Source organism: Chelatococcus sp. KU-N122, from assembly GCF_055391085.1.
Genome location: NZ_AP043981.1, coordinates 6,007,683 through 6,028,105, shown reverse-complemented (window position 1 = coordinate 6,028,105; position 20,423 = coordinate 6,007,683). Strand labels below are relative to the sequence as shown.

Annotated in this window: 22 protein-coding genes and 4 tRNA genes; 8 read left to right on the top strand and 18 right to left on the bottom strand. The window is 66.6% G+C overall.

The annotated features are described in order from the left end of the window. Window positions 1-34: 34 nt before the first annotated feature. The 13 genes from rpoB to ACZ5PO_RS27295 all read right to left on the bottom strand — a co-directional run bounded on the left by rpoB (window position 35) and on the right by ACZ5PO_RS27295 (window position 11,729). Window positions 35-4,156: a DNA-directed RNA polymerase subunit beta gene (gene rpoB / locus ACZ5PO_RS27355; RefSeq protein WP_464185263.1), complete on the bottom strand. Its 4,122-nt coding sequence runs from the start codon at window positions 4,154-4,156 to the stop codon at window positions 35-37. A gap of 249 nt (window positions 4,157-4,405) precedes the next feature. After that, complete coding sequence (gene rplL, locus ACZ5PO_RS27350) at window positions 4,406-4,786, bottom strand: 50S ribosomal protein L7/L12 (protein WP_464185261.1); 381 nt, start codon at window positions 4,784-4,786, stop codon at window positions 4,406-4,408. Between the two features lie 48 nt (window positions 4,787-4,834). Continuing rightward, window positions 4,835-5,353, bottom strand: coding sequence for a 50S ribosomal protein L10 (gene rplJ, locus ACZ5PO_RS27345; RefSeq protein WP_464185260.1), 519 nt, complete (start codon window positions 5,351-5,353; stop codon window positions 4,835-4,837). Window positions 5,354-5,914: 561 nt separating this feature from the next. Next, window positions 5,915-6,613, bottom strand: a complete 699-nt coding sequence (gene rplA / locus ACZ5PO_RS27340; RefSeq protein ID WP_464185258.1) for a 50S ribosomal protein L1 — start codon at window positions 6,611-6,613, stop codon at window positions 5,915-5,917. Between the two features lie 11 nt (window positions 6,614-6,624). Then, window positions 6,625-7,074 (bottom strand): 50S ribosomal protein L11, encoded by a 450-nt coding sequence (gene rplK / locus ACZ5PO_RS27335; RefSeq protein WP_464185257.1) that lies wholly within the window; start codon window positions 7,072-7,074, stop codon window positions 6,625-6,627. Window positions 7,075-7,240: 166 nt separating this feature from the next. Next, the gene (gene nusG, locus ACZ5PO_RS27330) at window positions 7,241-7,771 is read right to left on the bottom strand and encodes a transcription termination/antitermination protein NusG (protein WP_464185255.1); all 531 of its coding nucleotides are present in this window, start codon (window positions 7,769-7,771) and stop codon (window positions 7,241-7,243) included. Window positions 7,772-7,781: 10 nt separating this feature from the next. After that, window positions 7,782-7,979: a preprotein translocase subunit SecE gene (gene secE / locus ACZ5PO_RS27325; protein WP_464185254.1), complete on the bottom strand. Its 198-nt coding sequence runs from the start codon at window positions 7,977-7,979 to the stop codon at window positions 7,782-7,784. Window positions 7,980-8,153: 174 nt separating this feature from the next. Next, window positions 8,154-8,230, bottom strand: a tRNA-Trp gene (locus ACZ5PO_RS27320). Between the two features lie 170 nt (window positions 8,231-8,400). Continuing rightward, a complete protein-coding gene (tuf, locus tag ACZ5PO_RS27315; RefSeq protein WP_464185253.1) occupies window positions 8,401-9,591 on the bottom strand; it encodes an elongation factor Tu in 1,191 nt (396 codons plus the stop codon). A gap of 106 nt (window positions 9,592-9,697) precedes the next feature. Beyond that, complete coding sequence (locus ACZ5PO_RS27310) at window positions 9,698-10,291, bottom strand: DUF6778 family protein (RefSeq protein ID WP_464185252.1); 594 nt, start codon at window positions 10,289-10,291, stop codon at window positions 9,698-9,700. A 533-nt stretch (window positions 10,292-10,824) separates the two neighbouring features. Continuing rightward, window positions 10,825-10,898, bottom strand: a tRNA-Gly gene (locus ACZ5PO_RS27305). Between the two features lie 43 nt (window positions 10,899-10,941). Then, window positions 10,942-11,026, bottom strand: a tRNA-Tyr gene (locus tag ACZ5PO_RS27300). A 154-nt stretch (window positions 11,027-11,180) separates the two neighbouring features. Continuing rightward, a complete protein-coding gene (locus tag ACZ5PO_RS27295) occupies window positions 11,181-11,729 on the bottom strand; it encodes a putative glycolipid-binding domain-containing protein (protein WP_464185251.1) in 549 nt (182 codons plus the stop codon). 135 nt (window positions 11,730-11,864) lie between these two features. On the opposite strand from ACZ5PO_RS27295, the gene ACZ5PO_RS27290 reads away from it, so the two are divergent. Then, window positions 11,865-12,659, top strand: a complete 795-nt coding sequence (locus ACZ5PO_RS27290) for a TrmH family RNA methyltransferase (protein WP_464185250.1) — start codon at window positions 11,865-11,867, stop codon at window positions 12,657-12,659. Window positions 12,660-13,003: 344 nt separating this feature from the next. Further along, complete coding sequence (locus tag ACZ5PO_RS27285) at window positions 13,004-14,683, top strand: MFS transporter (protein WP_464185248.1); 1,680 nt, start codon at window positions 13,004-13,006, stop codon at window positions 14,681-14,683. Window positions 14,684-14,797: 114 nt separating this feature from the next. Here the strand turns inward: ACZ5PO_RS27285 and ACZ5PO_RS27280 are convergent, their stop codons facing one another. Both ACZ5PO_RS27280 and ACZ5PO_RS27275 read right to left on the bottom strand, forming a co-directional pair. After that, entirely contained in the window at window positions 14,798-15,319 is a 522-nt protein-coding gene (locus ACZ5PO_RS27280) for a hypothetical protein (RefSeq protein ID WP_464185247.1), read from the bottom strand. A gap of 266 nt (window positions 15,320-15,585) precedes the next feature. Further along, complete coding sequence (locus ACZ5PO_RS27275) at window positions 15,586-15,939, bottom strand: hypothetical protein (RefSeq protein WP_464185246.1); 354 nt, start codon at window positions 15,937-15,939, stop codon at window positions 15,586-15,588. Window positions 15,940-16,155: 216 nt separating this feature from the next. Here ACZ5PO_RS27275 and ACZ5PO_RS27270 point away from each other — a divergent pair. The 3 genes from ACZ5PO_RS27270 (at window position 16,156) to ligD (ending at window position 17,830) form a co-directional block, all read left to right on the top strand. Continuing rightward, a tRNA-Thr gene (locus tag ACZ5PO_RS27270) sits at window positions 16,156-16,231 on the top strand. Between the two features lie 177 nt (window positions 16,232-16,408). Continuing rightward, complete coding sequence (locus ACZ5PO_RS27265) at window positions 16,409-16,771, top strand: hypothetical protein (protein ID WP_464185245.1); 363 nt, start codon at window positions 16,409-16,411, stop codon at window positions 16,769-16,771. Window positions 16,772-16,807: 36 nt separating this feature from the next. Continuing rightward, the gene (gene ligD, locus ACZ5PO_RS27260) at window positions 16,808-17,830 is read left to right on the top strand and encodes a non-homologous end-joining DNA ligase (protein ID WP_464185244.1); all 1,023 of its coding nucleotides are present in this window, start codon (window positions 16,808-16,810) and stop codon (window positions 17,828-17,830) included. An 8-nt stretch (window positions 17,831-17,838) separates the two neighbouring features. Here ligD and ACZ5PO_RS27255 read toward each other — a convergent pair whose 3' ends face one another. Genes ACZ5PO_RS27255 through ACZ5PO_RS27245 form a run of 3 tightly spaced genes read right to left on the bottom strand, consistent with a single transcriptional unit; the run spans window position 17,839 to window position 19,334 of the window. Continuing rightward, complete coding sequence (locus ACZ5PO_RS27255) at window positions 17,839-18,141, bottom strand: hypothetical protein (RefSeq protein WP_464185243.1); 303 nt, start codon at window positions 18,139-18,141, stop codon at window positions 17,839-17,841. Next, a complete protein-coding gene (locus ACZ5PO_RS27250; RefSeq protein WP_464185242.1) occupies window positions 18,138-18,899 on the bottom strand; it encodes an SOS response-associated peptidase in 762 nt (253 codons plus the stop codon). The genes ACZ5PO_RS27255 and ACZ5PO_RS27250 overlap by 4 nt, the downstream gene beginning before the upstream one ends. A 45-nt stretch (window positions 18,900-18,944) precedes the next feature. Next, window positions 18,945-19,334, bottom strand: coding sequence for a hypothetical protein (locus ACZ5PO_RS27245; RefSeq protein ID WP_464185241.1), 390 nt, complete (start codon window positions 19,332-19,334; stop codon window positions 18,945-18,947). Window positions 19,335-19,505: 171 nt separating this feature from the next. Between ACZ5PO_RS27245 and ACZ5PO_RS27240 the strand changes: the two genes are divergently transcribed. Genes ACZ5PO_RS27240 through ACZ5PO_RS27230 form a run of 3 tightly spaced genes read left to right on the top strand, consistent with a single transcriptional unit; the run spans window position 19,506 to window position 20,416 of the window. Next, window positions 19,506-19,757, top strand: coding sequence for a hypothetical protein (locus tag ACZ5PO_RS27240; RefSeq protein ID WP_464185240.1), 252 nt, complete (start codon window positions 19,506-19,508; stop codon window positions 19,755-19,757). After that, entirely contained in the window at window positions 19,754-20,077 is a 324-nt protein-coding gene (locus ACZ5PO_RS27235; protein WP_464185239.1) for a hypothetical protein, read from the top strand. The genes ACZ5PO_RS27240 and ACZ5PO_RS27235 overlap by 4 nt, the downstream gene beginning before the upstream one ends. A 42-nt stretch (window positions 20,078-20,119) precedes the next feature. Next, entirely contained in the window at window positions 20,120-20,416 is a 297-nt protein-coding gene (locus ACZ5PO_RS27230) for a hypothetical protein (protein WP_464185238.1), read from the top strand. The last annotated feature ends 7 nt before the right edge of the window (window positions 20,417-20,423 follow it).

Below are 20,423 nucleotides of genomic sequence, written 5' to 3'. Positions count from 1 at the left end.
GCGCCGCAGCGACGCCTTTGGCCTACGGCCGCGCTCATTCGGCGGCTTCGGACGACGGCAGCTCGGTCGCGGGCCGCTTGCTGCTGAGCAGCTCGACGTTGAGGCCGAGGGAGCGCATCTCCTTGACCAGCACGTTGAAGCTCTCGGGGATGCCGGCCTCGAAGGTGTCGTCGCCGCGCACGATGGCCTCGTAGACCTTGGTGCGGCCGGCCACGTCGTCGGACTTCACCGTCAGCATCTCCTGCAGCGTGTAGGCGGCCCCATAGGCCTCCAGCGCCCACACCTCCATCTCGCCGAAGCGCTGGCCGCCGAACTGGGCCTTGCCGCCCAGCGGCTGCTGGGTGACCAGGCTGTAGGGGCCGATCGAGCGGGCGTGGATCTTGTCGTCGACCAGGTGGTGCAGCTTGAGGATATAGATGTATCCCACCGTCACCTGACGATCGAACGGCTCGCCGGTGCGCCCGTCGTAGACCGTCGACTGGCCGGTCTTTTTCAGTCCCGCCCGCTCCAGCATCGTCTCGATGTCGGCCTCCTTGGCGCCGTCGAACACCGGGGTCGCCATGGGCACGCCGCGCCGCAGGTTGTTGCCGAGCTCGACCAGCTCCGGCTCGTTAAGTTCGTCGATGATCGGGTCGTTGTCGTAGACGGCCTTCAGCTTGTCGCGCAGCGGCGCCGCGTTCATCGAGCGCAGGTAGGAATTGACTGCGTCGCCCACCTGCCGGCCGAGGCCCGCCGCCGCCCAGCCCAGGTGCGTCTCCAGGATCTGGCCGACGTTCATGCGGCTCGGCACGCCGAGCGGATTGAGCACGACGTCCACGTGGGTGCCGTCCTCCAGGAACGGCATGTCCTCGATCGGCACGATGCGCGACACCACGCCCTTGTTGCCGTGGCGGCCGGCCATCTTGTCGCCGGGCTGGATCTTGCGCTTCACCGCGACGAAGACCTTGACCATCTTCATCACGCCGGGCGGCAGCTCGTCGCCGCGCTGCACCTTCTCGACCTTGTCGAGGAAGCGCTGCTCCAGCCGCTTCTTGGACTCGTCGTACTGCTTGCGCATGGCCTCGAGCTCGGCCATCAGCGCGTCGTCGGTGACGGCGAACTGCCACCACTGCGAGCGCGGATGGTCGTCCAGGGTAGCGCGGGTGACCTCGCTGTCCTTCTTGAAGCCCTTGGGGCCGGCGACGGCCTTCTGGCCGGTCAGGAGCTCGGCCAGGCGCGCGTAGACATTGCGATCGAGGATCGCCTGCTCGTCGTCGCGGTCCTTGGCCAGCCGCTCGATCTCCTCGCGCTCGATCGCCTGGGCGCGCTCATCCTTGTCGACGCCGTGGCGGTTGAACACGCGCACCTCGACGACCGTGCCGGAGACGCCCGGCGGCACGCGCAGCGACGTGTCGCGCACGTCCGACGCCTTCTCGCCGAAGATGGCGCGCAGGAGCTTCTCCTCCGGCGTCATCGGGCTCTCGCCCTTCGGCGTGATCTTGCCGCAGAGGATGTCGCCCGCGTGCACCTCGGCGCCGACGTAGACGATGCCGGCCTCGTCGAGGTTCTTCAGCGCCTCTTCCGAGACGTTCGGAATGTCGCGGGTGATCTCCTCCGGCCCGAGCTTGGTGTCGCGGGCCATCACCTCGAACTCCTCGATGTGGATCGAGGTGAAGACGTCGTCCTTGACGATGCGCTCGGAGAGGAGGATCGAGTCCTCGAAGTTGTAGCCGTTCCACGGCATGAACGCGACGAGCACGTTGCGGCCGAGCGCCAGCTCGCCGAGATCGGTCGAGGGACCGTCGGCGATGATGTCGCCCTTGCGCACGGCGTCACCCACCTTCACCAGCGGCCGCTGGTTGATGCAGGTGTTCTGGTTCGAGCGCTGGAACTTCATCAGCCGATAGATGTCGACGCCCGACTTGGTCGGATCCAGGTCCTCGGTGGCGCGCACGACGATACGCGTGGCGTCGACCTGGTCGACGATGCCGGTGCGCCGCGCGCCGATGGCGGCGCCGGAGTCACGGGCGACCACCGCCTCCATGCCGGTGCCGACGAACGGCGCGTCGGCCTTCACCAGCGGCACCGCCTGGCGCTGCATGTTCGAGCCCATGAGGGCGCGGTTGGCGTCGTCGTTCTCCAGGAACGGGATCAGCGCCGCAGCGACCGAGACGAGCTGCTTGGGCGACACGTCCATGTAGTCGACCTTGTCCGGCGGCATGACGACGACGTCGCCTGCGTGGCGGCAGACCACCAGATCCTCGGTCAGGCGCCCCTCGGCGTCGATGTCGGCGTTGGCCTGGGCGACGTTGTACTTCGCCTCCTCCATGGCCGACAGATAGATCACCTCGGAGGTGACCTGGCCGTTGCGCACCGCCCGGTACGGCGCCTCGATGAAGCCGTACTTGTTGACCCGGGCGAAGGTCGCCAGCGAGTTGATCAGTCCGATGTTCGGGCCTTCCGGCGTCTCGATCGGGCAGATGCGGCCGTAGTGCGTGGGGTGCACGTCGCGCACCTCGAAGCCGGCGCGCTCGCGCGTCAGGCCGCCCGGCCCGAGCGCCGAAAGGCGCCGCTTGTGGGTCACCTCGGAGAGCGGGTTGGTCTGGTCCATGAACTGCGACAGCTGCGAGGAGCCGAAGAACTCGCGCACGGCCGCGGCCGCCGGCTTGGCGTTGATCAGGTCCTGCGGCATCACGGTGTCGATGTCGATCGACGACATGCGCTCCTTGATGGCGCGCTCCATGCGCAGCAGGCCCAGCCGGTACTGGTTCTCCATCAGCTCGCCGACGGAGCGGACACGGCGGTTGCCCAAGTGGTCGATGTCGTCCACCTCGCCCTTGCCGTCGCGCAGGTCGACGAGGGCCTTGACCACCGCCAGCATGTCCTCGCGGCGCAGCGTCCGGACCGTGTCCGGGCAGTCGAGATCGAGGCGCATGTTCATCTTGACGCGGCCGACCGCCGAGAGGTCGTAGCGCTCGGAATCGAAGAACAGCGAGTGGAACATCGCCTCCGCCGTCTCCAAGGTCGGCGGCTCGCCCGGGCGCATGACCCGGTAGATGTCGAACAACGCTTCCTCGCGCGACGAATTCTTGTCCACGGCGAGCGTGTTGCGGATGTAGGGGCCGACGTTGACGTGGTCGATGTCGAGCACCGGAATCTCGTCGAAGCCGTTGTCCTCGAGCAGCTTGATCAGCTTGTCGCTGAGCTCGTCGCCGGCCTCGGCGTAGATCTCGCCGGTGACCGGATTGACGAGGTCCTCGGCCACGTACTGGCCGACCAGGTCCTCATTGACGGCGCGCAGGGCCTTGAGGCCCTTTTCGGCGAGCTGGCGGGCGGCACGGATGGTGAGCTTCTTGCCGGCTTCGACCACGATCTCGCCGGTGTCGGCATCGATCAGGTCGACGGAGGCCTTGAACCCCTTCATGCGCTCGGCGTCGAACGGCACACGCCAGCCGTTCTTGTCCTTGGTGTAGACGATACGGTTGTAGAAGGTCGACAGGATCTCCTCGCCGTCGAGCCCCAGCGCATAGAGCACCGAGGTCACCGGGATCTTGCGGCGACGGTCGATGCGGGCGTGCACGATGTCCTTGGCGTCGAACTCGATGTCGAGCCAGGAACCGCGATAGGGAATGATGCGGGCGGCGAACAGCAGCTTGCCGGACGAGTGGGTCTTGCCCTTGTCGTGATCGAAGAACACACCCGGCGACCGGTGCATCTGCGAGACGATGACGCGCTCGGTGCCGTTGACGATGAAGGTGCCGTTGTCCGTCATGAGCGGCATGTCGCCCATGTAGACGTCCTGCTCTTTGATGTCCTTGACGGAGCGGGCGCCGGTGTCCTCGTCCACGTCGAACACGATGAGGCGGAGCGTGACCTTGAGCGGCGCAGCGAAGGTCATGCCGCGCTGGCGGCACTCGTCGACGTCGTACTTGGGCGGCTCGAAGGTGTACTTGACGAACTCGAGCAGCGAGGTGCTCGAAAAATCCGAGATCGGAAACACCGAGCGGAAGACCGCCTGCAAGCCCTCGTCGGGGCGGCCGCCGTCGGGCTCATCCACCAGCAGAAACTGATCGTAGGATGCCTTCTGAACCTCGATGAGGTTCGGCATCTCTGCCACTTCCTTGATCTTGCCGAAGAACTTGCGGAGCCGCTTCCTGCTGGTGTTGGTCTGAGCCATGTGGTCCCTCGCTCCTTCGACGAAGCCGTGAGCCGCGGCCCGCGCCCATTAGAGGCGCTAGGTTGCCACCCAGACGTCGCGGCGCCCGCCGTAGCGCCTTGAATTCCACTTCGACGAGCCGTGCTCGCCGCCGTCCGGCGCCGCGCGGGGGCCCGAGACGGGTCGACGGCCCCGGCGCCAGGGGAGATCCCCGAGCGTCGAGACCGTCTCGATCATCGACAGCCGGCAGCGAATGCCGACTGCATAGCCTTAGGTGAGCTCGACCTTGGCGCCAGCCTTCTCGAGCTGGGCCTTGATCTTCTCGGCCTCGTCCTTGTTGACGCCTTCCTTGACCGGCTTGGGCGCCGCCTCGACCAGATCCTTGGCCTCCTTGAGGCCAAGGCCGGTGATCGCGCGGACCTCCTTGATGACCTCGATCTTCTTCTCGCCGGCAGCCGCCAGCACGACGTTGAACTCGGTCTTCTCCTCGACGGGCGCGGCGGCAGCGCCACCGGCACCGGGAGCAGCCGCGACCGCAACCGCGGCGGCAGCCGAAACGCCCCACTTCTCTTCAAGGAGCTTGGCGAGCTCAGCCGCCTCGAGCACGGTGAGGTTCGACAGCTCGTCGACCAGCTTCGTCAAATCAGCCATGAGTCACATTCCTAGATCGGTTCGAACGATGATGATGATGGAACGGCCTTACGCCGCTTCGTCTCGCTTGGCATAGGCCCCGAACACACGAGCCAGCTTGGCAGCCGGCGCGGTGGAGAGCTGCGCCAGCTTGGTCGCCGGGGCCTGGATCAGGCCGACGAGCTTGCCGCGCAGTTCGTCCAGGGACGGCAGTGTGGCAAGCGCCTTCACTCCGTCCACGTTCAGGGAAGTCGTACCCATCGCGCCGCCGAGCACCACGAACTTGTCGTGGGTCCTGGCGAAGTCGATGGCGACCTTCGGCGCCGCAACCGGGTCGTCGCTATAGGCTAGCAACGTCGGCCCCTTGAGGAGGGGCACGATGGATGCGGCGGCCTTGCCTTCGAGAGCGATCTTGGCGAGGCGGTTCTTGGCGACCTTCACGGTGGCGCCGGCCTGCTTCATCTCCCTGCGGAGCTTCTGCATGTCGGCGACCGTGAGGCCGGCGTAGTGGGCCACGACGACGACGCTCGTGTTCTCGAACACGTCGCCGAGCGTCGAGACGAGCTCGCGTTTTGCCGCTCTGTCCACTTGGCTCTCTCCGGTTGGCGGATTGGGAACGTCCCTCATCCGCCGGCTGCACCTGCCGTCGTCGGCGGTCGTGAGCCTTGGACCATCATCGGACCTTGGCCGCGACCGCCTCAAACGGCGTTCGCAAGCCCTGTCCCCTGTGCGAACGGCCAGCCGAAGCTTGCCGCGCCAGGTGCGAGTGGTTCGAACCGATATTGCCCACGTCGCGCCGATACGATGTACGACGGATTGACGAGGGCGATGTCCGGTTGGACCCGTCTATGCAGGCTTCGGAACGAAATTAGGCCGAACGAGGCAAGCTCGATCGGCACCTGCAGTCTCGGACAGGACATATGGCCGCACCGGGCAAAGGGTTACCCCTTGGCCCGTCGGCCACACTCCATCCCTGCGGATGGAAGCTCTGTAGACAGCCGCGGATTTGAACAACCCGCGACCATCGTTGTCTGAATTCATATCGCCTAAATAGCTGCTTGCGCCGTGTTTGCCAAGGGGCAAATCGACGATTGTCAAGTAGCGGCGAGCCGCCGGCCCCGCGACCCTGTGGACAGCGGGGCCCGCGCGTCAGGCGCCGGCGACCGTCGCCGGATCGATCTTGATGCCGGGCCCCATGGTCGACGACACGGCTATCTTCTGGATATAGGTGCCCTTGGCGCCGGTCGGCTTGGCCTTGGCCACCGAATCGACGAACGCCTTGATGTTCTCGACCAGCTTGTCCTCGGAGAAGGAGACCTTGCCCACGCCGGCATGGATGATGCCGGCCTTCTCGACGCGGAACTCGACCGCGCCGCCCTTGGCAGCCCCAACGGCCGCGGCGACGTCCATGGTCACCGTGCCGACGCGCGGGTTCGGCATCAGGCCACGCGGGCCCAGCACCTTACCGAGACGGCCGACCAGGCCCATCATGTCGGGCGTCGCGATGCAGCGGTCGAAGTCGATGTTGCCGCCGGTCACCCGCTCGACGAGGTCCTCGGCGCCGACGATATCCGCGCCGGCGGCCTTGGCCTCATCGGCCTTGGCCCCACGGGCGAAGACGGCGACGCGGACGGTCCGGCCCGAGCCGTTCGGCAGGTTGCAGACGCCGCGGACCATCTGGTCGGCGTGGCGGGGATCGACGCCCAGGTTCATGGCGACCTCCACCGTCTCGTCGAACTTGGCGGTCGAACGCTCCTTCACCAGCTTGATGGCGTCGTCGATGGCGTAGAGCTTTGCCCGGTCGATGCCCTCGCGGGAGGCGGCCACGCGCTTTGCAAGATGTGCCATGCTTCCCTCCCTCAGGCCACGACCTCGAGACCCATGGCCCTGGCGGAGCCGCGGATCATCGACACGGCCGACTCGATCGAATCGCAGTTGAGGTCGACGAGCTTCTTCTCAGCGATCTCGCGGAGCTGGGCCTCGCTGACCTTGCCGACCGTCGGACCCTTGCCCGGGGTCTTGGAGCCGGAGGCCGGCTTCTTGCCGAGCTTGAGGTTCGCCGCCTTCTTGAGGAAGTAGGAGACCGGCGGCTGCTTCATCTCGAAGGTGAAGGAGCGGTCGCCGTAAGCGGTGATGATCACCGGAATCGGCATGCCCTTCTCGAGCTGCCCGGTCTTCGCATTGAAGGCCTTGCAGAACTCCATGATGTTGAGGCCGCGCTGGCCGAGCGCCGGGCCGATCGGCGGCGACGGGTTGGCCGCGCCGGCCGGCACCTGCAGCTTGATGTAGCCTACGATTTTCTTCGCCATGAACTGCTCCAGAAAACGAAAAATCCCGGCCGCGGGGCCGGGCGGGCGCAGACCGCGGTACGGCAAGGGGATCCGGCTGGCGACCGGCTTGCCTTCCGCGGCTTTTACGGAAGCGGGCTCGCTATCTCACAAGCCCGCCCCTGTCAACGGTCCATCGCGGGACGCGTCAAACCTTCTCGACCTGGGCGTACTCCAACTCCACCGGGGTGGCGCGGCCGAAGATCGACACGGCGACCTTGAGGCGGGCGCGGCTTTCGTCGACCTCCTCGACGGTGCCGTTGAAGGAGGCGAAGGGGCCGTCGGCGACGCGCACCTGCTCGCCCACCTCGAAGCTGACCGAGGGCTTGGGCCGGTCGATGCCCTCCGCGACCTGGCCCTTGATGCGTTCGGCCTCGCGCTCGGAGATCGGCATCGGCTTCTGGTCGGCGCCGAGAAAGCCCGTCACCTTCGGGGTGTTCTTGATGAGGTGATAGACCTCGTCGGTCAGGTCACACTTCACCAGGACGTAGCCGGGGAAGAACTTGCGGTCGGTATCGACCTTGCGGCCCCGGCGCACCTCGACGACCTTCTCGGTCGGCACCAGGATCTCGTCGAACTTGTCCTCGAGGCTGCGTTGCGCCGCCTGGTCGCGAATCGACTGGGCGACCTTGTTCTCGAAGTTGGAATAGGCGTGGACGATGTACCAGCGTTTGGCCATGCCCTCCCCCTCAGCGCCCGAAGCCGAGAATGAAGCTGACGCCGAAACGCAGCGCCTGATCGACCACCACGAAGAAGATGCTCGCGATGATCACCATCACGAACACCATCGCGGTCGTGATCAGCGTCTCCTTGCGGGTGGGCCACGTGACCTTTGAGGCCTCGTTGCGCACCTGCTGGAGGAACTCGACTGGGTTGGTCTTCGCCATCGACTTGCCGGGGCCGCGCGGCGGCCCGCTCCTCACAGTTTGAAAATAGCCTACGCCGCTCAGCCTGATTCTACGCGGCGGGGAGAACGGTTGGACGTCATAGGCGCGGAGCGTAGTTGGGGACGCGTGTCCCGCCCGCCAACCCCGTCCGATCATGGTACCGCTGCTCGCCGCTGGCAGGAGTGGAGGGACTCGAACCCCCAACCCCCGGTTTTGGAGACCGGTGCTCTAGCCAGTTGAGCTACACTCCTAGCGGCGGAACCGCGCACGAACCGTCCGATGCGGTACATGCACGATGATCGTAGGCCTGACAAGGCCGGCAAAGGATCAATCCGTGGACGACAGGCTTCTCGTCTCGGAAATGCGACCGCCCGGGCTGAGCACCCGGGCGGCGCCACGGCAGGCGGAACGCCTGTCTCGCTTACTCGATGATGGAGGCGACGACGCCGGCGCCGACGGTGCGGCCGCCCTCGCGGATGGCGAAGCGCAGCTTCTCCTCCATGGCGATCGGCGCGATCAGCGTCACTTCCATGGCGATGTTGTCGCCCGGCATCACCATCTCGGTGCCCTCCGGCAGCGTCACCACGCCCGTCACGTCCGTCGTCCGGAAGTAGAACTGCGGCCGGTAGTTGGTGAAGAACGGCGTGTGACGGCCACCCTCCTCCTTCGTCAGGATGTACGCTTCCGCCTTGAACTTCGTGTGCGGCTTCACCGAGCCCGGCTTGCACAGCACCTGCCCGCGCTCAACGTCCTCGCGCTTCGTGCCGCGCAGCAGCGCCCCGATGTTGTCGCCAGCCTGACCCTGGTCCAGCAGCTTGCGGAACATCTCGACGCCCGTCACCGTCGTCTTCTGCGTCGGACGGATGCCGACGATCTCCACTTCCTCGCCCACCTTCACGATGCCGCGCTCGACGCGACCCGTCACCACCGTGCCGCGGCCCGAGATCGAGAACACGTCCTCGACCGGCATCAGGAACGGCATGTCGACCGGACGCTCCGGCTGCGGAATGTAGGCGTCCACCTCTTCCATCAGCTTCAGGATCGCGTCGTGGCCGATCTCCGGGCTCTTGTCCTCCAGCGCGCACAGCGCCGAGCCCTTGACGATCGGAATGTCGTCCCCCGGGAAGTCGTACTTCGACAGCAGCTCGCGGATCTCGAGCTCCACAAGCTCCAGAAGCTCCGCGTCGTCGACCATGTCGACCTTGTTCATGAACACCACCAGCGCCGGCACGCCCACCTGCCGTGCCAGCAGGATGTGCTCGCGCGTCTGCGGCATCGGCCCGTCCGCCGCCGACACAACCAGGATCGCCCCGTCCATCTGCGCCGCGCCCGTGATCATGTTCTTCACGTAGTCGGCGTGACCGGGGCAGTCCACGTGCGCGTAGTGCCGGTTCTTCGTCTCGTACTCAACGTGCGCCGTCGAGATCGTGATGCCGCGCGCCTTCTCCTCCGGCGCCTTGTCGATCTGGTCGTACGCCGTGAACGACGCCCCACCCGTCTCCGCTAGAACCTTCGTGATCGCCGCAGTCAGCGACGTCTTGCCATGGTCAACGTGTCCAATCGTGCCAATGTTGCAGTGCGGCTTCGTCCGCGAAAACTTCTCTTTGGCCATCTCACAGGTACCCTGTTGGCGGCGATGGGGCCGCTCCTTTTCGGATCGCAGGCCCGGTTAGAGGCTTTTCCCGCCGGGTTCAAGAGGCGAGGTGGAGCGAGGCTGGTCAGATCTTCAGCAGCCAATTCCTGTAGGTGACGGCCATGCTGTCGACGACGCGATCGATCGGCGCCGCCATCACGGCATGATCGACCATCGTGCCGACAAGGCCTTGCCCGGCCTGCACGGTCGCCCCCTGGCCCACGAACGGGATGAGCACTTCACCGGTCTTGGCGTCGACCAGATTGATATCGGCCGCGATCGCATGGCTGCCGCCGATGAGGATTCGCTGAATGGCGGACGAGATGTGCACCCCCTTCACCACCACCTGCAGCCGCACCGGCCGTTCGCCGACGAGATAGCCGCCGAGCGCCTGCTCGAAGGCCGCCGTCAGCTTGCGGGAGATGACGTCACGCACATAGGCTTGGCCCTCCGGCGTATTGGCGACGCCCTCCGCATCATGGGCGGCCACTCCCTTGGTGGCGGCGAATTCGCGCTCCCCATCGCCCCACCAGATTTTCGCATCTCCGGCGTAGACCACATCCACCCGCGTCAAGTGGTAGGACTGCACCTGCTCGCGCGTGGCCGGGTTGGTCACCGTGACGCACGCAGCCAGCGCGGCCGCCAACGCGACCGCGACCATCGATTTCAAGAACGACATGAAGCCCCCTGAACAAGCCCGGGGGGCTCCTAACCCGCAGCACCACAGCCGTGCAACTGCAGCAATCCGCAACCCTGTGGAGAAGCCGATCGGGCTCGCGCGCCGGCGATCCGGCCGCCCCATCGCGGCAGCGTGAGGCCCGCGCCGCACGCTTGCCGTCCCGGATGCGGACACCTGCGCAGCCCTGATCCTCTCCGGTGCGGCGTCCTGCCGCCGGTGCTCCGCCTCGACCTGAGACGCCTGGAGCATGTCCGAATCGGATGGGCGCGTCAGCCTTCGGCAGGCTGGTGCAGACCGACCGCGTCCCGCCTTCGAGGCCGGAAGCGACGAGATAATGAGCGACGGGACAATCGAGGAGGCCAAGGCCAGGCGGTCGATATGGGCCTGCTTCGGCAGCGAGGCCGAGCCGGCCGCCGTTCACGATGCCCTGACAGGCGGCATGATGATCAGCCGATCACGTAGTCCGTGGCCGTTCGCCGTGAACGTCGATTCCGACAACGCTTCGAATGATGCCTGGCGATCGGCTAGTTCGCTGGAGCGGGTGAAGGGAATCGAACCCTCGTCATCAGCTTGGAAGGCTGTTGCTCTACCATTGAGCTACACCCGCGCCGTCGACGTCAGGCTAAAGGCCCCGGCGCTGTCGGGGACGATGGTGGAGGGGGTTGGATTCGAACCAACGTAGGCGTAGCCAACGGATTTACAGTCCGTCCCCTTTAACCACTCGGGCACCCCTCCGGATCCATCGTTCGAGCCCCCGGCATTCACGACCGCCGCCGGAGCCTCAACGCGAAACCCCGCCGTAACGGCGGGGCAACGAGGGCTCTTATGAGGAGGCCCCGCCCGCCTGTCAACGCCTAATCGAGCGTCGTCCCCGCCGTATGGCCCAACGCTAGAGAACGCGCTGGAACAGGCCGGGGTAGCTGACCACCAGGCCATGCTCGTCCACCTCGATATCCCTGACGAAGTCGCTGTCGAGCGATTCGAAGCGGTAGTGGCGCGCATCGAGGCGGGTATAGCGCTGCGGATCGCGGCTCACCGCGAGATCGGGAAAGCTCACATAGACGGTGGCGATCTCCGCCGATTGCCCTGGCCTCAGGTCGAGCCGGCGAATCGGCAACGTGTTGGTGAACGGGGTTGCGGCGAAGTCGACGTCGATGGCGCCGTCGAATGCGGGCATGGCCGCGCCGGTGTCGTCGCACCAGCGGCCGAAGCCGTCGCCCCGCAGCTCCACGGCGCGATCGGCGCCGATCCGCGCGATCCGTAGATCACGGACCCGCCAGTCCGAATCGCACAGCACGCGGTACCAGACGGCGGCCGGCTGGGCGGCCTCGCCCATCACCACCGCTTCGGCGAAGATGTCGCTCCCCTCGTGCCGCAGCACCAGGTGCTCAACCCCGTCCCCCGATGGGGTTTGCCAACGCGCGACGATCGGCTTCATAGGGCATGCTCCGCGGGTTTGGCGAAGATGCCTGATCATGCACCACCTGGGAGACTTCGCAATTGGACGACGTGGTTCAGTCGCGAAGTCCTGCAATCCTCTTGAATTTGCCTCTTGAATTTGGAGACGACCATCATGACAGCGCGCAAGCCCGCCCGGCCCGGCCCGGCGTGGCGGCGGCCCGAGCGGGCCTCGGACGAGCCCGACCTGGTCGTGCTCTTCGGCTGGCATCCGGTCGTCGAGGCCCTCGCCAATCCCCGGCGGCGCATCCATCGCCTGCTCTTGACCGCAAACGCCGCCCAGCGCCTGGCGGAGGAACATGGGCACCCGCGCGTGACGCCGGAGATCGTGCGTCCGGACGCCATCGAGCGTCTGGTCGGGCCCGAGGCGGTGCATCAGGGCTTCTACGTGGAAGCCGCCCCCCTCCCCGCGCCCACCCTCGAGACGATGCCGCAGGACGGCCTCATCCTGGTGCTCGACCAGATCACCGACCCGCACAACGTCGGCGCCATCGTGCGGTCCGCAGCGGCCTTCGGCGTCACCGCCATCGTTACCACCGCGCGGCACAGCCCGGCCGCCACAGGCGTGCTGGCCAAGGCCGCGTCGGGCGGCCTGGAGCACGTGCCGTTCGTGATCGTGCGCAATCTCGCCGGCGCCTTGCAGACGCTGGGGGAGCGCGGCGTGCTGTGCATCGGGCTCGATTCGCAGGGGGTGGAACCGCTCGACGGCGTGGCGCTGCGCCGGCCCCTGGCGCTGGTGCTCGGCGCCGAAGGCAAGGGCCTGCGTCAGCTCACCCGCAGCCGCTGTCAGGTGCTGGCGCGGCTCGATGTCCCCGGCGCCATCAAGAGCCTGAATGTCTCCAACGCGGCGGCCGTCGCGCTCTACGCCGTAACGCGTCGGTTGGCCCAAGGAGACACCGATGCGGCATGATCGCCATCGCTTGCCGATCGGGCGTCACCACCCGGTCGCAGAGACGCTCAAATTCAAAGCGTGGACGCATTTGCCCGTGACCGGGTGATTCCGTCCGACGGTGAACTGCGCCGCGGCTCGGCGCGTCCTACCCCCCCGGCCTCAGCTCATACCAAAGTCGCCCGACCAATTGTCGAGCGACAGGCCCGGGGGGCTCTCTACCGTGCAGCCGTCGAACGTTTTTGCGCGCGCGAAGTGGGCGTGCGCCGCAGCCTCGCCCCGCCAGCTTCGGCGCTGGACGGAGGCGGCGCGGACGGCCCGACCCCATGCCGGCGATCCAGAGAGAAAAGGGCGAGGAGAGACGCATGACGATGGCTACAGCGTCCCGCGACGCGAAGACGGAGCACCGTCCCATGACGGGCGAGGAACGGAAGGTGATTGTCGCCTCGTCCCTTGGCACCGTCTTCGAGTGGTATGACTTCTACCTCGCGGGCTCGCTCGCGGCCAACATCAGCATGAACTTCGTGCCGGGCACGAACGATACCGCCAAGTTCATCTTCGTGCTGTTCGGCTTCGCCGCCGGCTTCGCCGTGCGCCCCTTCGGGGCCCTGTTCTTCGGCCGCCTGGGCGACCTCATCGGCCGCAAGTACACCTTCCTCGTCACCATGACGATCATGGGCCTGTCCACGTTCGTCGTCGGCCTGCTGCCCGGCTACACCACCATCGGCTACTTGGCACCCGTCGCCTTCATCGTCTGCCGCCTGCTGCAAGGCCTGGCGCTCGGCGGCGAGTACGGCGGCGCGGCGACCTACGTCGCGGAGCACTCGCCGCAGGGCCGGCGCGGCTTCTACACGTCGTGGATCCAGACCACCGCGACCGTCGGCCTGTTCCTGTCGCTGATGGTGATCCTGGTGCTGCGCCTCAACATGAGCACGGAGGACTTCAACGCCTGGGGCTGGCGCGTGCCGTTCCTGCTGTCGATCATCCTGCTCGGCTTCTCCATCTGGATCCGCCTGCAGCTCAGCGAATCGCCGGCCTTCCAGCGGATGAAGGAGGAAGGCACACAGTCGAAGGCGCCGCTCTCCGAAGCCTTCGGCACCTGGAAGAACGCCAAGATCGCGATCATCGCCCTGCTCGGCGCCACCGCCGGCCAGGCCGTCGTCTGGTACACGGGGCAGTTTTACGCGCTGTTCTTCCTCACCCAGACGCTCAAGGTCGACGGCACGACAGCCAACCTCCTGATCACCTTCGCACTGCTGATCGGCACGCCGTTCTTCATCCTGTTCGGGTGGCTATCCGACAAGATCGGCCGCAAGCCGATCCTGCTGGCGGGCTGCCTGCTCGCCGCCGTCACCTACTTTCCCCTGTTCAACATGATCGCCAAGGCGGCCAATCCCAAGCTGATCGCCGCAACCGAGCAGGTGAAGGTGCAGCTGACGGCGGACCCCGCCACCTGCGGCAGCCTGTTCGATCCGGTCGGTGTGCGGGTGTTCACCTCGCCCTGCGACGTGGTGCGGCGGACGCTGGCCAGCGCCTCGGTGCACTATGATCTGTTGTCCGGTCCGGCCGGCTCGCCGCTCACCGCCACGGTCAACGGCGCGAGCGCGTCCGTTGCGGACGGCAAGGGGGCGGAGTTGCTCACAGCGGCCCAGGCGGCGGGTTACCCCAAGGCCGGCGATGCCAGCATCGTCAAGACCCCGTCCGTCGGCCAGGTGCTCTCCGACCCGCGGTCGCTGACGCTGATCGGGTTGCTGTTCGTCCTGGTGCTCTACGTCACCATGGTCTACGGGCCGATCGCAGCGCTACTGGTGGAGCTGTTCCCGACGCGCATCCGCTACTCGGGCATGTCGCTGCCCTACCACATCGGCAACGGCTGGTTCGGCGGCTTCCTGCCACCCACGGCCTTCGCCATCGTGGCGGCCAGCGGCAACATCTTCTCCGGCCTCTGGTACCCGATCGTCATCGCCTTGATGACCTTCGTCATCGGCCTGCTGCTGCTGCCCGAGACCAAGGACCGCGACATCTTCACCTACAGCGAGAAATGAACGGCGCCGCGCCCGCCGCTCGCGGGCGCGGAGACCTGCCGGACCGCAACAAAAAAGCCCGCCGGATGGCGGGCTTTTCCTTTTGGGCTCGCAGCGAGCGCTGCGGGGCGATCGTCAATAGGCCGGGCAGACCGTCACCGTGCGGATCACCCAGCGGCCGTTGACGACGACCCGCCTCGGCCCACGGAAGCACGCCGTGGTGTAGGCCGGCTGGGATGCCGCGGCCGCAGCAGCACCGAGCGCGAGGCCGCCGACGATCCCCGCGGCGACCGCGCCGCCATCGTAATAGCCACCGTCCCAATAGCCGCCGTACCATCCCGGGTAGTAGCCGCCGTAGTAGGGGCCACGCCAGTAGCCGCGGCCCCAATAGGGGCGACCGCCCCAGCCACCGCCCCAACCGCCGCCGCGCCAATACCCCCCACGCCAGCCGCCGCCCCAGCCGGGACGGCCGACCCACCCGCCGCGGAAGCCGCCACCATGCCAGCCGCCGCGGAAACCGCCGCCGCGCCAGCCGCCTCCTCCGTGCCAGCCGCCGCCACCCCACCGCGCTTCGGCGGGGGCGGACGACGCCACCATCGTCGCACCCAGTGCAACGGCTCCTAAAGCCGCCAGTGCGGCAGCCTTCAGACGACGCATCTTCGAACTCCCTCACGCGAACTTGTTGTCAGATGGTAAACACGTGGGGCGGAAAAAAGATGATCCCAATCAAATGGAAACCGCTTCCCCCTCACGAGACGGTGATACAATTCCACCGGCCGGCGCGGACCGACTACTCGCAGGCGACAAAACCCCGGCACGAGATCGCTCGACCTTGAGCTGCCGGTTACTGCGCGGTACCCAAAAAACAGGAAACCCCGCCCATGGGGCGGGGTTCCAGCCGGACCAGCCGAGATGACTGCGACTTATTCGCAGACGGTGACCACGCGCTGGCGCCAGCCGATGCCGTCGATCCAGACGCGGCGCGGAGCCCGGTAGCAGCCGGGGTCCACCTCTTCCTCGACGTAGACCGGCCCGGGCCCCGGTGCGACATAGACCGGCGCAGGCGGCGGGGCCGCATTGGCCGCGGCCGCGCCGGCGAGCGCCCCGACAGCCAGACCGCCGATGACGCCGGCGGCGACGGCACCGCCGTTGTTGTTGCACCCCCAACCGCGGCACCAGGCCGAGGCTTCGGTGGTGGTGACCGCAAGGGCGCCGCCGGTGGTGAGCGCCGCCAGGGCGCCGGCCATGGCCATCTTGCGCACGCGTGACTTGATCATGGTTCGTACTCCTCGATTGACGAGCGAGGGAACGTGACGCTCACCCCACCCGAACGGCAAACCTCGACGTTGCGTTATTATCCCATTCGGAGCTGAACAGGGAATGAATCGTTTGGAGGGCGCCGGTTCAGCGCGTCGAAGCCTTGCGAGGACAGCGAATTGTTGCTAGCCCCTCGCTTGGTCCCGCTGCCGGCTTGAGCCGTGCGCAGGGCGCGAGCCGGCTTAGCTCAGCTGGTAGAGCACCTGATTTGTAATCAGGGGGTCGGGGGTTCGAATCCCTCAGCCGGCACCAGTTTTCCGCAATCTTTGCAACGCATTAGACCATTCTGGCATTCGACCGGAATGGCGGCGGTTGCCAATTTGTGGGCATCGGTTGCCAAACCACTGTTCCAGGCATGTTCCGACATGACCGCCGCGACATGGTGCAGAGGGCGCGCGCGGCGGGCGTCCGCGTGGTAGAGATCGAGCCATGCTCGACCGACTCTCCCTCGTTGCAGAATGGCAGGCCGGCTTCCAAAAGCTCTCCCCCGAGCGCGCCCCCTGTCCCGGATTCTCCGACTGGCCGCTGGTGCACGGGCTCGCGAAGAGATTCCTCGCGGAGCATGCACAGACCGCCGCCGAGCTCGGCTGGACCACCTCGGAGATCTGGAGCGTCGACATCCGGGCCGGGGCAGTCCGTATGGACACAAGGGGCGCTGCCCTGATGACGGCGCCGATCACGGCTGTCACGGCTGACCGCATCGCTTACGATCACCTCGGCTGCTACAAGCGCCTGGGTGACCTCGCATGCATCCCCATCTGGGACTACCGCTGGCCGACGCGCGCCGGCTGAGTCGATCCGTTAACGGCGCCGTGCCATGCTCCAGGCATGGCCGCTCCGCCCCGCAAGCCACGCACCCAGCAGCGCGCCGCGCCGGCGGCGGAGACAGCGCGCAGCCGGTCCGTCGCGCCGCGCAAGCGCGACAAGCGGCAGCCCGAGCTGTTCGAGCAGCCTCTCCCCGCCTGGATTGAGCCGTGCCTTGCGACGCTGGTCGCGCGCCCGCCGTCGGCCGCCGGCTGGATGCACGAGATCAAATGGGACGGCTACCGGGTCGGCTGCTACCTGGAGGACGGGCACGTCGAGATCCGGACCCGCGGCGGGCACGACTGGACGGCGAGATTCCCGGGGATCGCTGCGGCGCTCACCGAGCTGCCCATCCATAGCGCCGTGATCGACGGCGAGGCCGTCGTGCTGGACGAGAGCGGCATCTCGCATTTCGGCCTGCTGCAGGAGGCTCTTGGCAGAGGCTCGCACGGCAAGGCCGCCGTCAACGCGCGTCTGGTGGCGTTCGACCTGCTGTTCCTCGACGGCCACGATCTCCGCTCGTGGACTCTCGATAACCGCCGCGACGCGCTCATCACCATCCTGCCGGCGACGACGGACTGGATCCGGCTATCGGAGGAGATCGAGGGCGACGGCGCCGCGATCATGCGCGCGGCGTGTGCAGCCGGGCTCGAGGGGATCGTCAGCAAGCGCCGGGACGCCCCGTACGAGAGCGGCCGCAGCCGGTCTTGGCTCAAGGCCAAGTGCGTCGAGAGCGGGATGTACACGGTCATCGGCTACGAGCTGACGCCGGGCTCGCGGCGGCTCGGCAGCGTGCGGCTCGCTGAGGAGCGCGATGGCCGGCTGGTGCCGGTCGGCAGCGCCGGCAGCGGGCTGACGGGCATCACGGCCGAGGAACTCAAGCGGCGGCTGGACGCCATGATCGTCGAGCGCTCCCCGATCGGGGGCCTGCGCGCCAAGGGCGTCGTTTGGGTCCGGCCCGAGATCCGCGTCGAGATCGAGCACCGTGGCCGCACGAGGGATGGGAGCCTGCGGGCGCCGGTGGTCAAGGGCGTGCGGGAGGACTGACCACGAATTCAGGATCGCGGGGGCAACGCCCCATATCTCAGGTGCTCGGGGCCCATGCCAAAACTGGCCATGGCCGCGCGCACGACAGCCTCCGCGGCCGCCGGCGGGATCATCCGGCGCTTGTTCAGGAGGACGTTGAGCCGCTCGGCGTCCCCTGGCGTCAGCTCGGCGCCCAAGGAGGAAAGCGCCATCCAGTTCGCAAGCGCGTCCTTGGTGTCCTCTTCGAGTGGCGCCGCCACGAGCCTCTGATAGGCATCGAGCGTCACCGCCTCATACTCAACGGCAAATCGTCTGATCTCGCCCTTGGTCATAGCAGAGCCTCCACATCTGGCGGCGGATCTTCCTTCGCTCCGCGCGCGACGATCCGGAGCGAGCCATCCGGCAATGGCCGCTGCAGCGTGAGCGCCTCGGGCGCCGGCGCCGTCAGCCAGATCTCGCACTCCTCCGGCGTGGTGAGGATCACCGGCATGGCCTTTGAGTGCACCGCGCCGACCTCCGCGTTGGCGTCTGTCGTCAGGAAACCATAGACCTCGCATTCCTCCCATCCGGTCCGGACCTTGCGAACGCTGCCCCAGGGCGTCCAGACGCCGGCGAAGAAGGCAAGCGGCCGCTCGTCGTTGAAGGCGAACCATACCGGCTTGAGGGAGCCGCCGACTTGGTCCGGTTCCGCAAACGAGTTGAAGGGGACGAGACAGCGGCTCCCGGGCCCGAGCCACGGCTTCCAATGCGCGCTTTTCGTGTTGCGGATGTTGGTCGTCCCCTTGTCCGGCTCCATACGTAGCAGCTCGGCGAAGTCGACATCCTTGCCCTGGGCCCTGAGCTTGTCCGCGCGCTTCGTTGCCGCATCGAGCAGGGCCTTCTTGGATGAGGGCATGCCCCATCGCGCAAGAGCTAGCTCGGCCGCCCCGTCCTGCCCCAATCGCACGATCGGCGCCGAGTAGTCCGGGAAGACGCCCGGCATCGGAGGAAGGTTCCCGCTTCGATCGAGGATCTCCTGGATCTCCCGTAGAAGCCGGATGAAGGCGATGATCGCCGCTTGCGTGCTGGTGATGCTGTAGAGGTTGCACATGCGAGGAACCTAGCCGGCGGGTCGTTTGCGCTCAACATCGCCCCCTCACCAGCCCATCATGCGCTTTCGCCTGATCTTCTCTTCAATTTCCAGTGCCAGCATCGAGGGGATGTAGGTCGGGGCGTCGGGATCCAGCCCCTCGATTCGGGCACCACATTTCACGCCATACTTCTGTGGTTTCCGGCGATTGTCATAGGGGCTGCGAGGGCATTTGCGAACGAAGCGGTAGAGGAGCTCGCCCATAGTGACGGTGATCCCGAACCGCCGGGCGCAGGCACTCACCTGGCTGACCCCGCCCCGATTGCAGTATGGGCAGCTGAACTCGATCCACGACTGCGGCCACCTGAGCAGCGTGGTGTCCAGCGTCGGGAGCGGGGCTTGGGGCGGCGGCTTCTCCATCGAGAACAAAAATAGAACAAGTCTGCCGAAGCGCAAGCCGCTCCATCCACCTCGGAGGGCGCACGTACGCACGGCGACCTTGGTTGGGCAATGGCACACGTATTCGGAGAAAAAATAGGACGCATCACTTGCGTGATACAGGAAAAACCTGTATATAATCGATCATGAGCAACGGGGCAGCGCCCCACTCGATCGGGAGACCATCCGATGACGGAAGTTACGATCACCCGCATCTTTGAGAGCCACATGGCCGACAGGATGGTTCTGGGCCTCTCAGGCGAGACACGTCGCGACACCCAACATTATGAGTTGCCGCAGGGCTATACGCTGGACGGCGCGGGCGACGTAATCCGAGATCCGCACGGCTACGAGTGCGGCATCATTGCCGATCCTCGCGGCGCCCGCTTGGTCAGCAAGGCCGGCCCGGTGGAAGCAGAGCCAGTCATGGCGCCGCTATGAAAGTCCTCCAGCAACAGGAAACCGAAGGGCCGACGATCCGCGAGCAGTTGCTCGACAAGTTCGGCATCGCATGCACGCCGATCGCACCGGCCAAGGCCATGGAAACCGGCGAGTTCAGCTTCACCAGGCCGCACTTCTCGCTGTTTTCATACGTCCGGCCGAGCAACGGTGAAACGCTCTACGTGCTCGAGGTCGAAACCTATCACCCGCCGGACGCGGTGGTATTCCGGACATGGGTGCTCGACGCGATTCCGTCGGAGCGGCAGGTCTACGATATCGTTGCCGATGACCTCAGAGTCGGCGCAGAGGTGGCAGCTTAAACTCTGACGGGGCAGCGCCCCACCTTCACGGAGGACGATCCGATGATCTGCTACAGCAATACCAGCGCAGAGCACGTTGCGGCCCAAATTATCGATGCGCTTCAAGCGCGAGGATCATCGCCAATCCGCAGTACGGTCACGCATCGCACGCCGTACAAAACCCTCATCACGTTATCGTGCCCCGATGCTGGGGAATATGCCGTCCTGGAGGTGATGCAGAGCTACGCGCCGGCCGACATTGAGGGCGGCATGCAATCTGGTCGCTTCTGGGCAGGCGAGTTGCGCCAACAAGATTGGCGCCCTGGAGAGCCGAGGCTGCGGGCATCGCTGCCGAGGTGAGGCGCGG

Excerpts from the sequence above, each read along its gene's own strand:
- rpoB (WP_464185263.1), bottom strand. The coding sequence starts at position 4,156 with ATGGCTCAGACCAACACCAGCAGGAAGCGGCTCCGCAAGTTCTTCGGC.
- rplL (WP_464185261.1), bottom strand. The coding sequence starts at position 4,786 with ATGGCTGATTTGACGAAGCTGGTCGACGAGCTGTCGAACCTCACCGTG.
- rplA (WP_464185258.1), bottom strand. The coding sequence starts at position 6,613 with ATGGCACATCTTGCAAAGCGCGTGGCCGCCTCCCGCGAGGGCATCGAC.
- rplK (WP_464185257.1), bottom strand. The coding sequence starts at position 7,074 with ATGGCGAAGAAAATCGTAGGCTACATCAAGCTGCAGGTGCCGGCCGGC.
- nusG (WP_464185255.1), bottom strand. The coding sequence starts at position 7,771 with ATGGCCAAACGCTGGTACATCGTCCACGCCTATTCCAACTTCGAGAAC.
- secE (WP_464185254.1), bottom strand. The coding sequence starts at position 7,979 with ATGGCGAAGACCAACCCAGTCGAGTTCCTCCAGCAGGTGCGCAACGAG.
- tuf (WP_464185253.1), bottom strand. The coding sequence starts at position 9,591 with ATGGCCAAAGAGAAGTTTTCGCGGACGAAGCCGCACTGCAACATTGGC.
- ACZ5PO_RS27310 (WP_464185252.1), bottom strand. The coding sequence starts at position 10,291 with ATGTCGTTCTTGAAATCGATGGTCGCGGTCGCGTTGGCGGCCGCGCTG.
- ACZ5PO_RS27295 (WP_464185251.1), bottom strand. The coding sequence starts at position 11,729 with ATGAAGCCGATCGTCGCGCGTTGGCAAACCCCATCGGGGGACGGGGTT.
- ACZ5PO_RS27290 (WP_464185250.1), top strand. The coding sequence starts at position 11,865 with ATGACAGCGCGCAAGCCCGCCCGGCCCGGCCCGGCGTGGCGGCGGCCC.
- ACZ5PO_RS27285 (WP_464185248.1), top strand. The coding sequence starts at position 13,004 with ATGACGATGGCTACAGCGTCCCGCGACGCGAAGACGGAGCACCGTCCC.
- ACZ5PO_RS27280 (WP_464185247.1), bottom strand. The coding sequence starts at position 15,319 with ATGCGTCGTCTGAAGGCTGCCGCACTGGCGGCTTTAGGAGCCGTTGCA.
- ACZ5PO_RS27275 (WP_464185246.1), bottom strand. The coding sequence starts at position 15,939 with ATGATCAAGTCACGCGTGCGCAAGATGGCCATGGCCGGCGCCCTGGCG.
- ACZ5PO_RS27265 (WP_464185245.1), top strand. The coding sequence starts at position 16,409 with ATGCTCGACCGACTCTCCCTCGTTGCAGAATGGCAGGCCGGCTTCCAA.
- ligD (WP_464185244.1), top strand. The coding sequence starts at position 16,808 with ATGGCCGCTCCGCCCCGCAAGCCACGCACCCAGCAGCGCGCCGCGCCG.
- ACZ5PO_RS27255 (WP_464185243.1), bottom strand. The coding sequence starts at position 18,141 with ATGACCAAGGGCGAGATCAGACGATTTGCCGTTGAGTATGAGGCGGTG.
- ACZ5PO_RS27250 (WP_464185242.1), bottom strand. The coding sequence starts at position 18,899 with ATGTGCAACCTCTACAGCATCACCAGCACGCAAGCGGCGATCATCGCC.
- ACZ5PO_RS27240 (WP_464185240.1), top strand. The coding sequence starts at position 19,506 with ATGACGGAAGTTACGATCACCCGCATCTTTGAGAGCCACATGGCCGAC.
- ACZ5PO_RS27235 (WP_464185239.1), top strand. The coding sequence starts at position 19,754 with ATGAAAGTCCTCCAGCAACAGGAAACCGAAGGGCCGACGATCCGCGAG.
- ACZ5PO_RS27230 (WP_464185238.1), top strand. The coding sequence starts at position 20,120 with ATGATCTGCTACAGCAATACCAGCGCAGAGCACGTTGCGGCCCAAATT.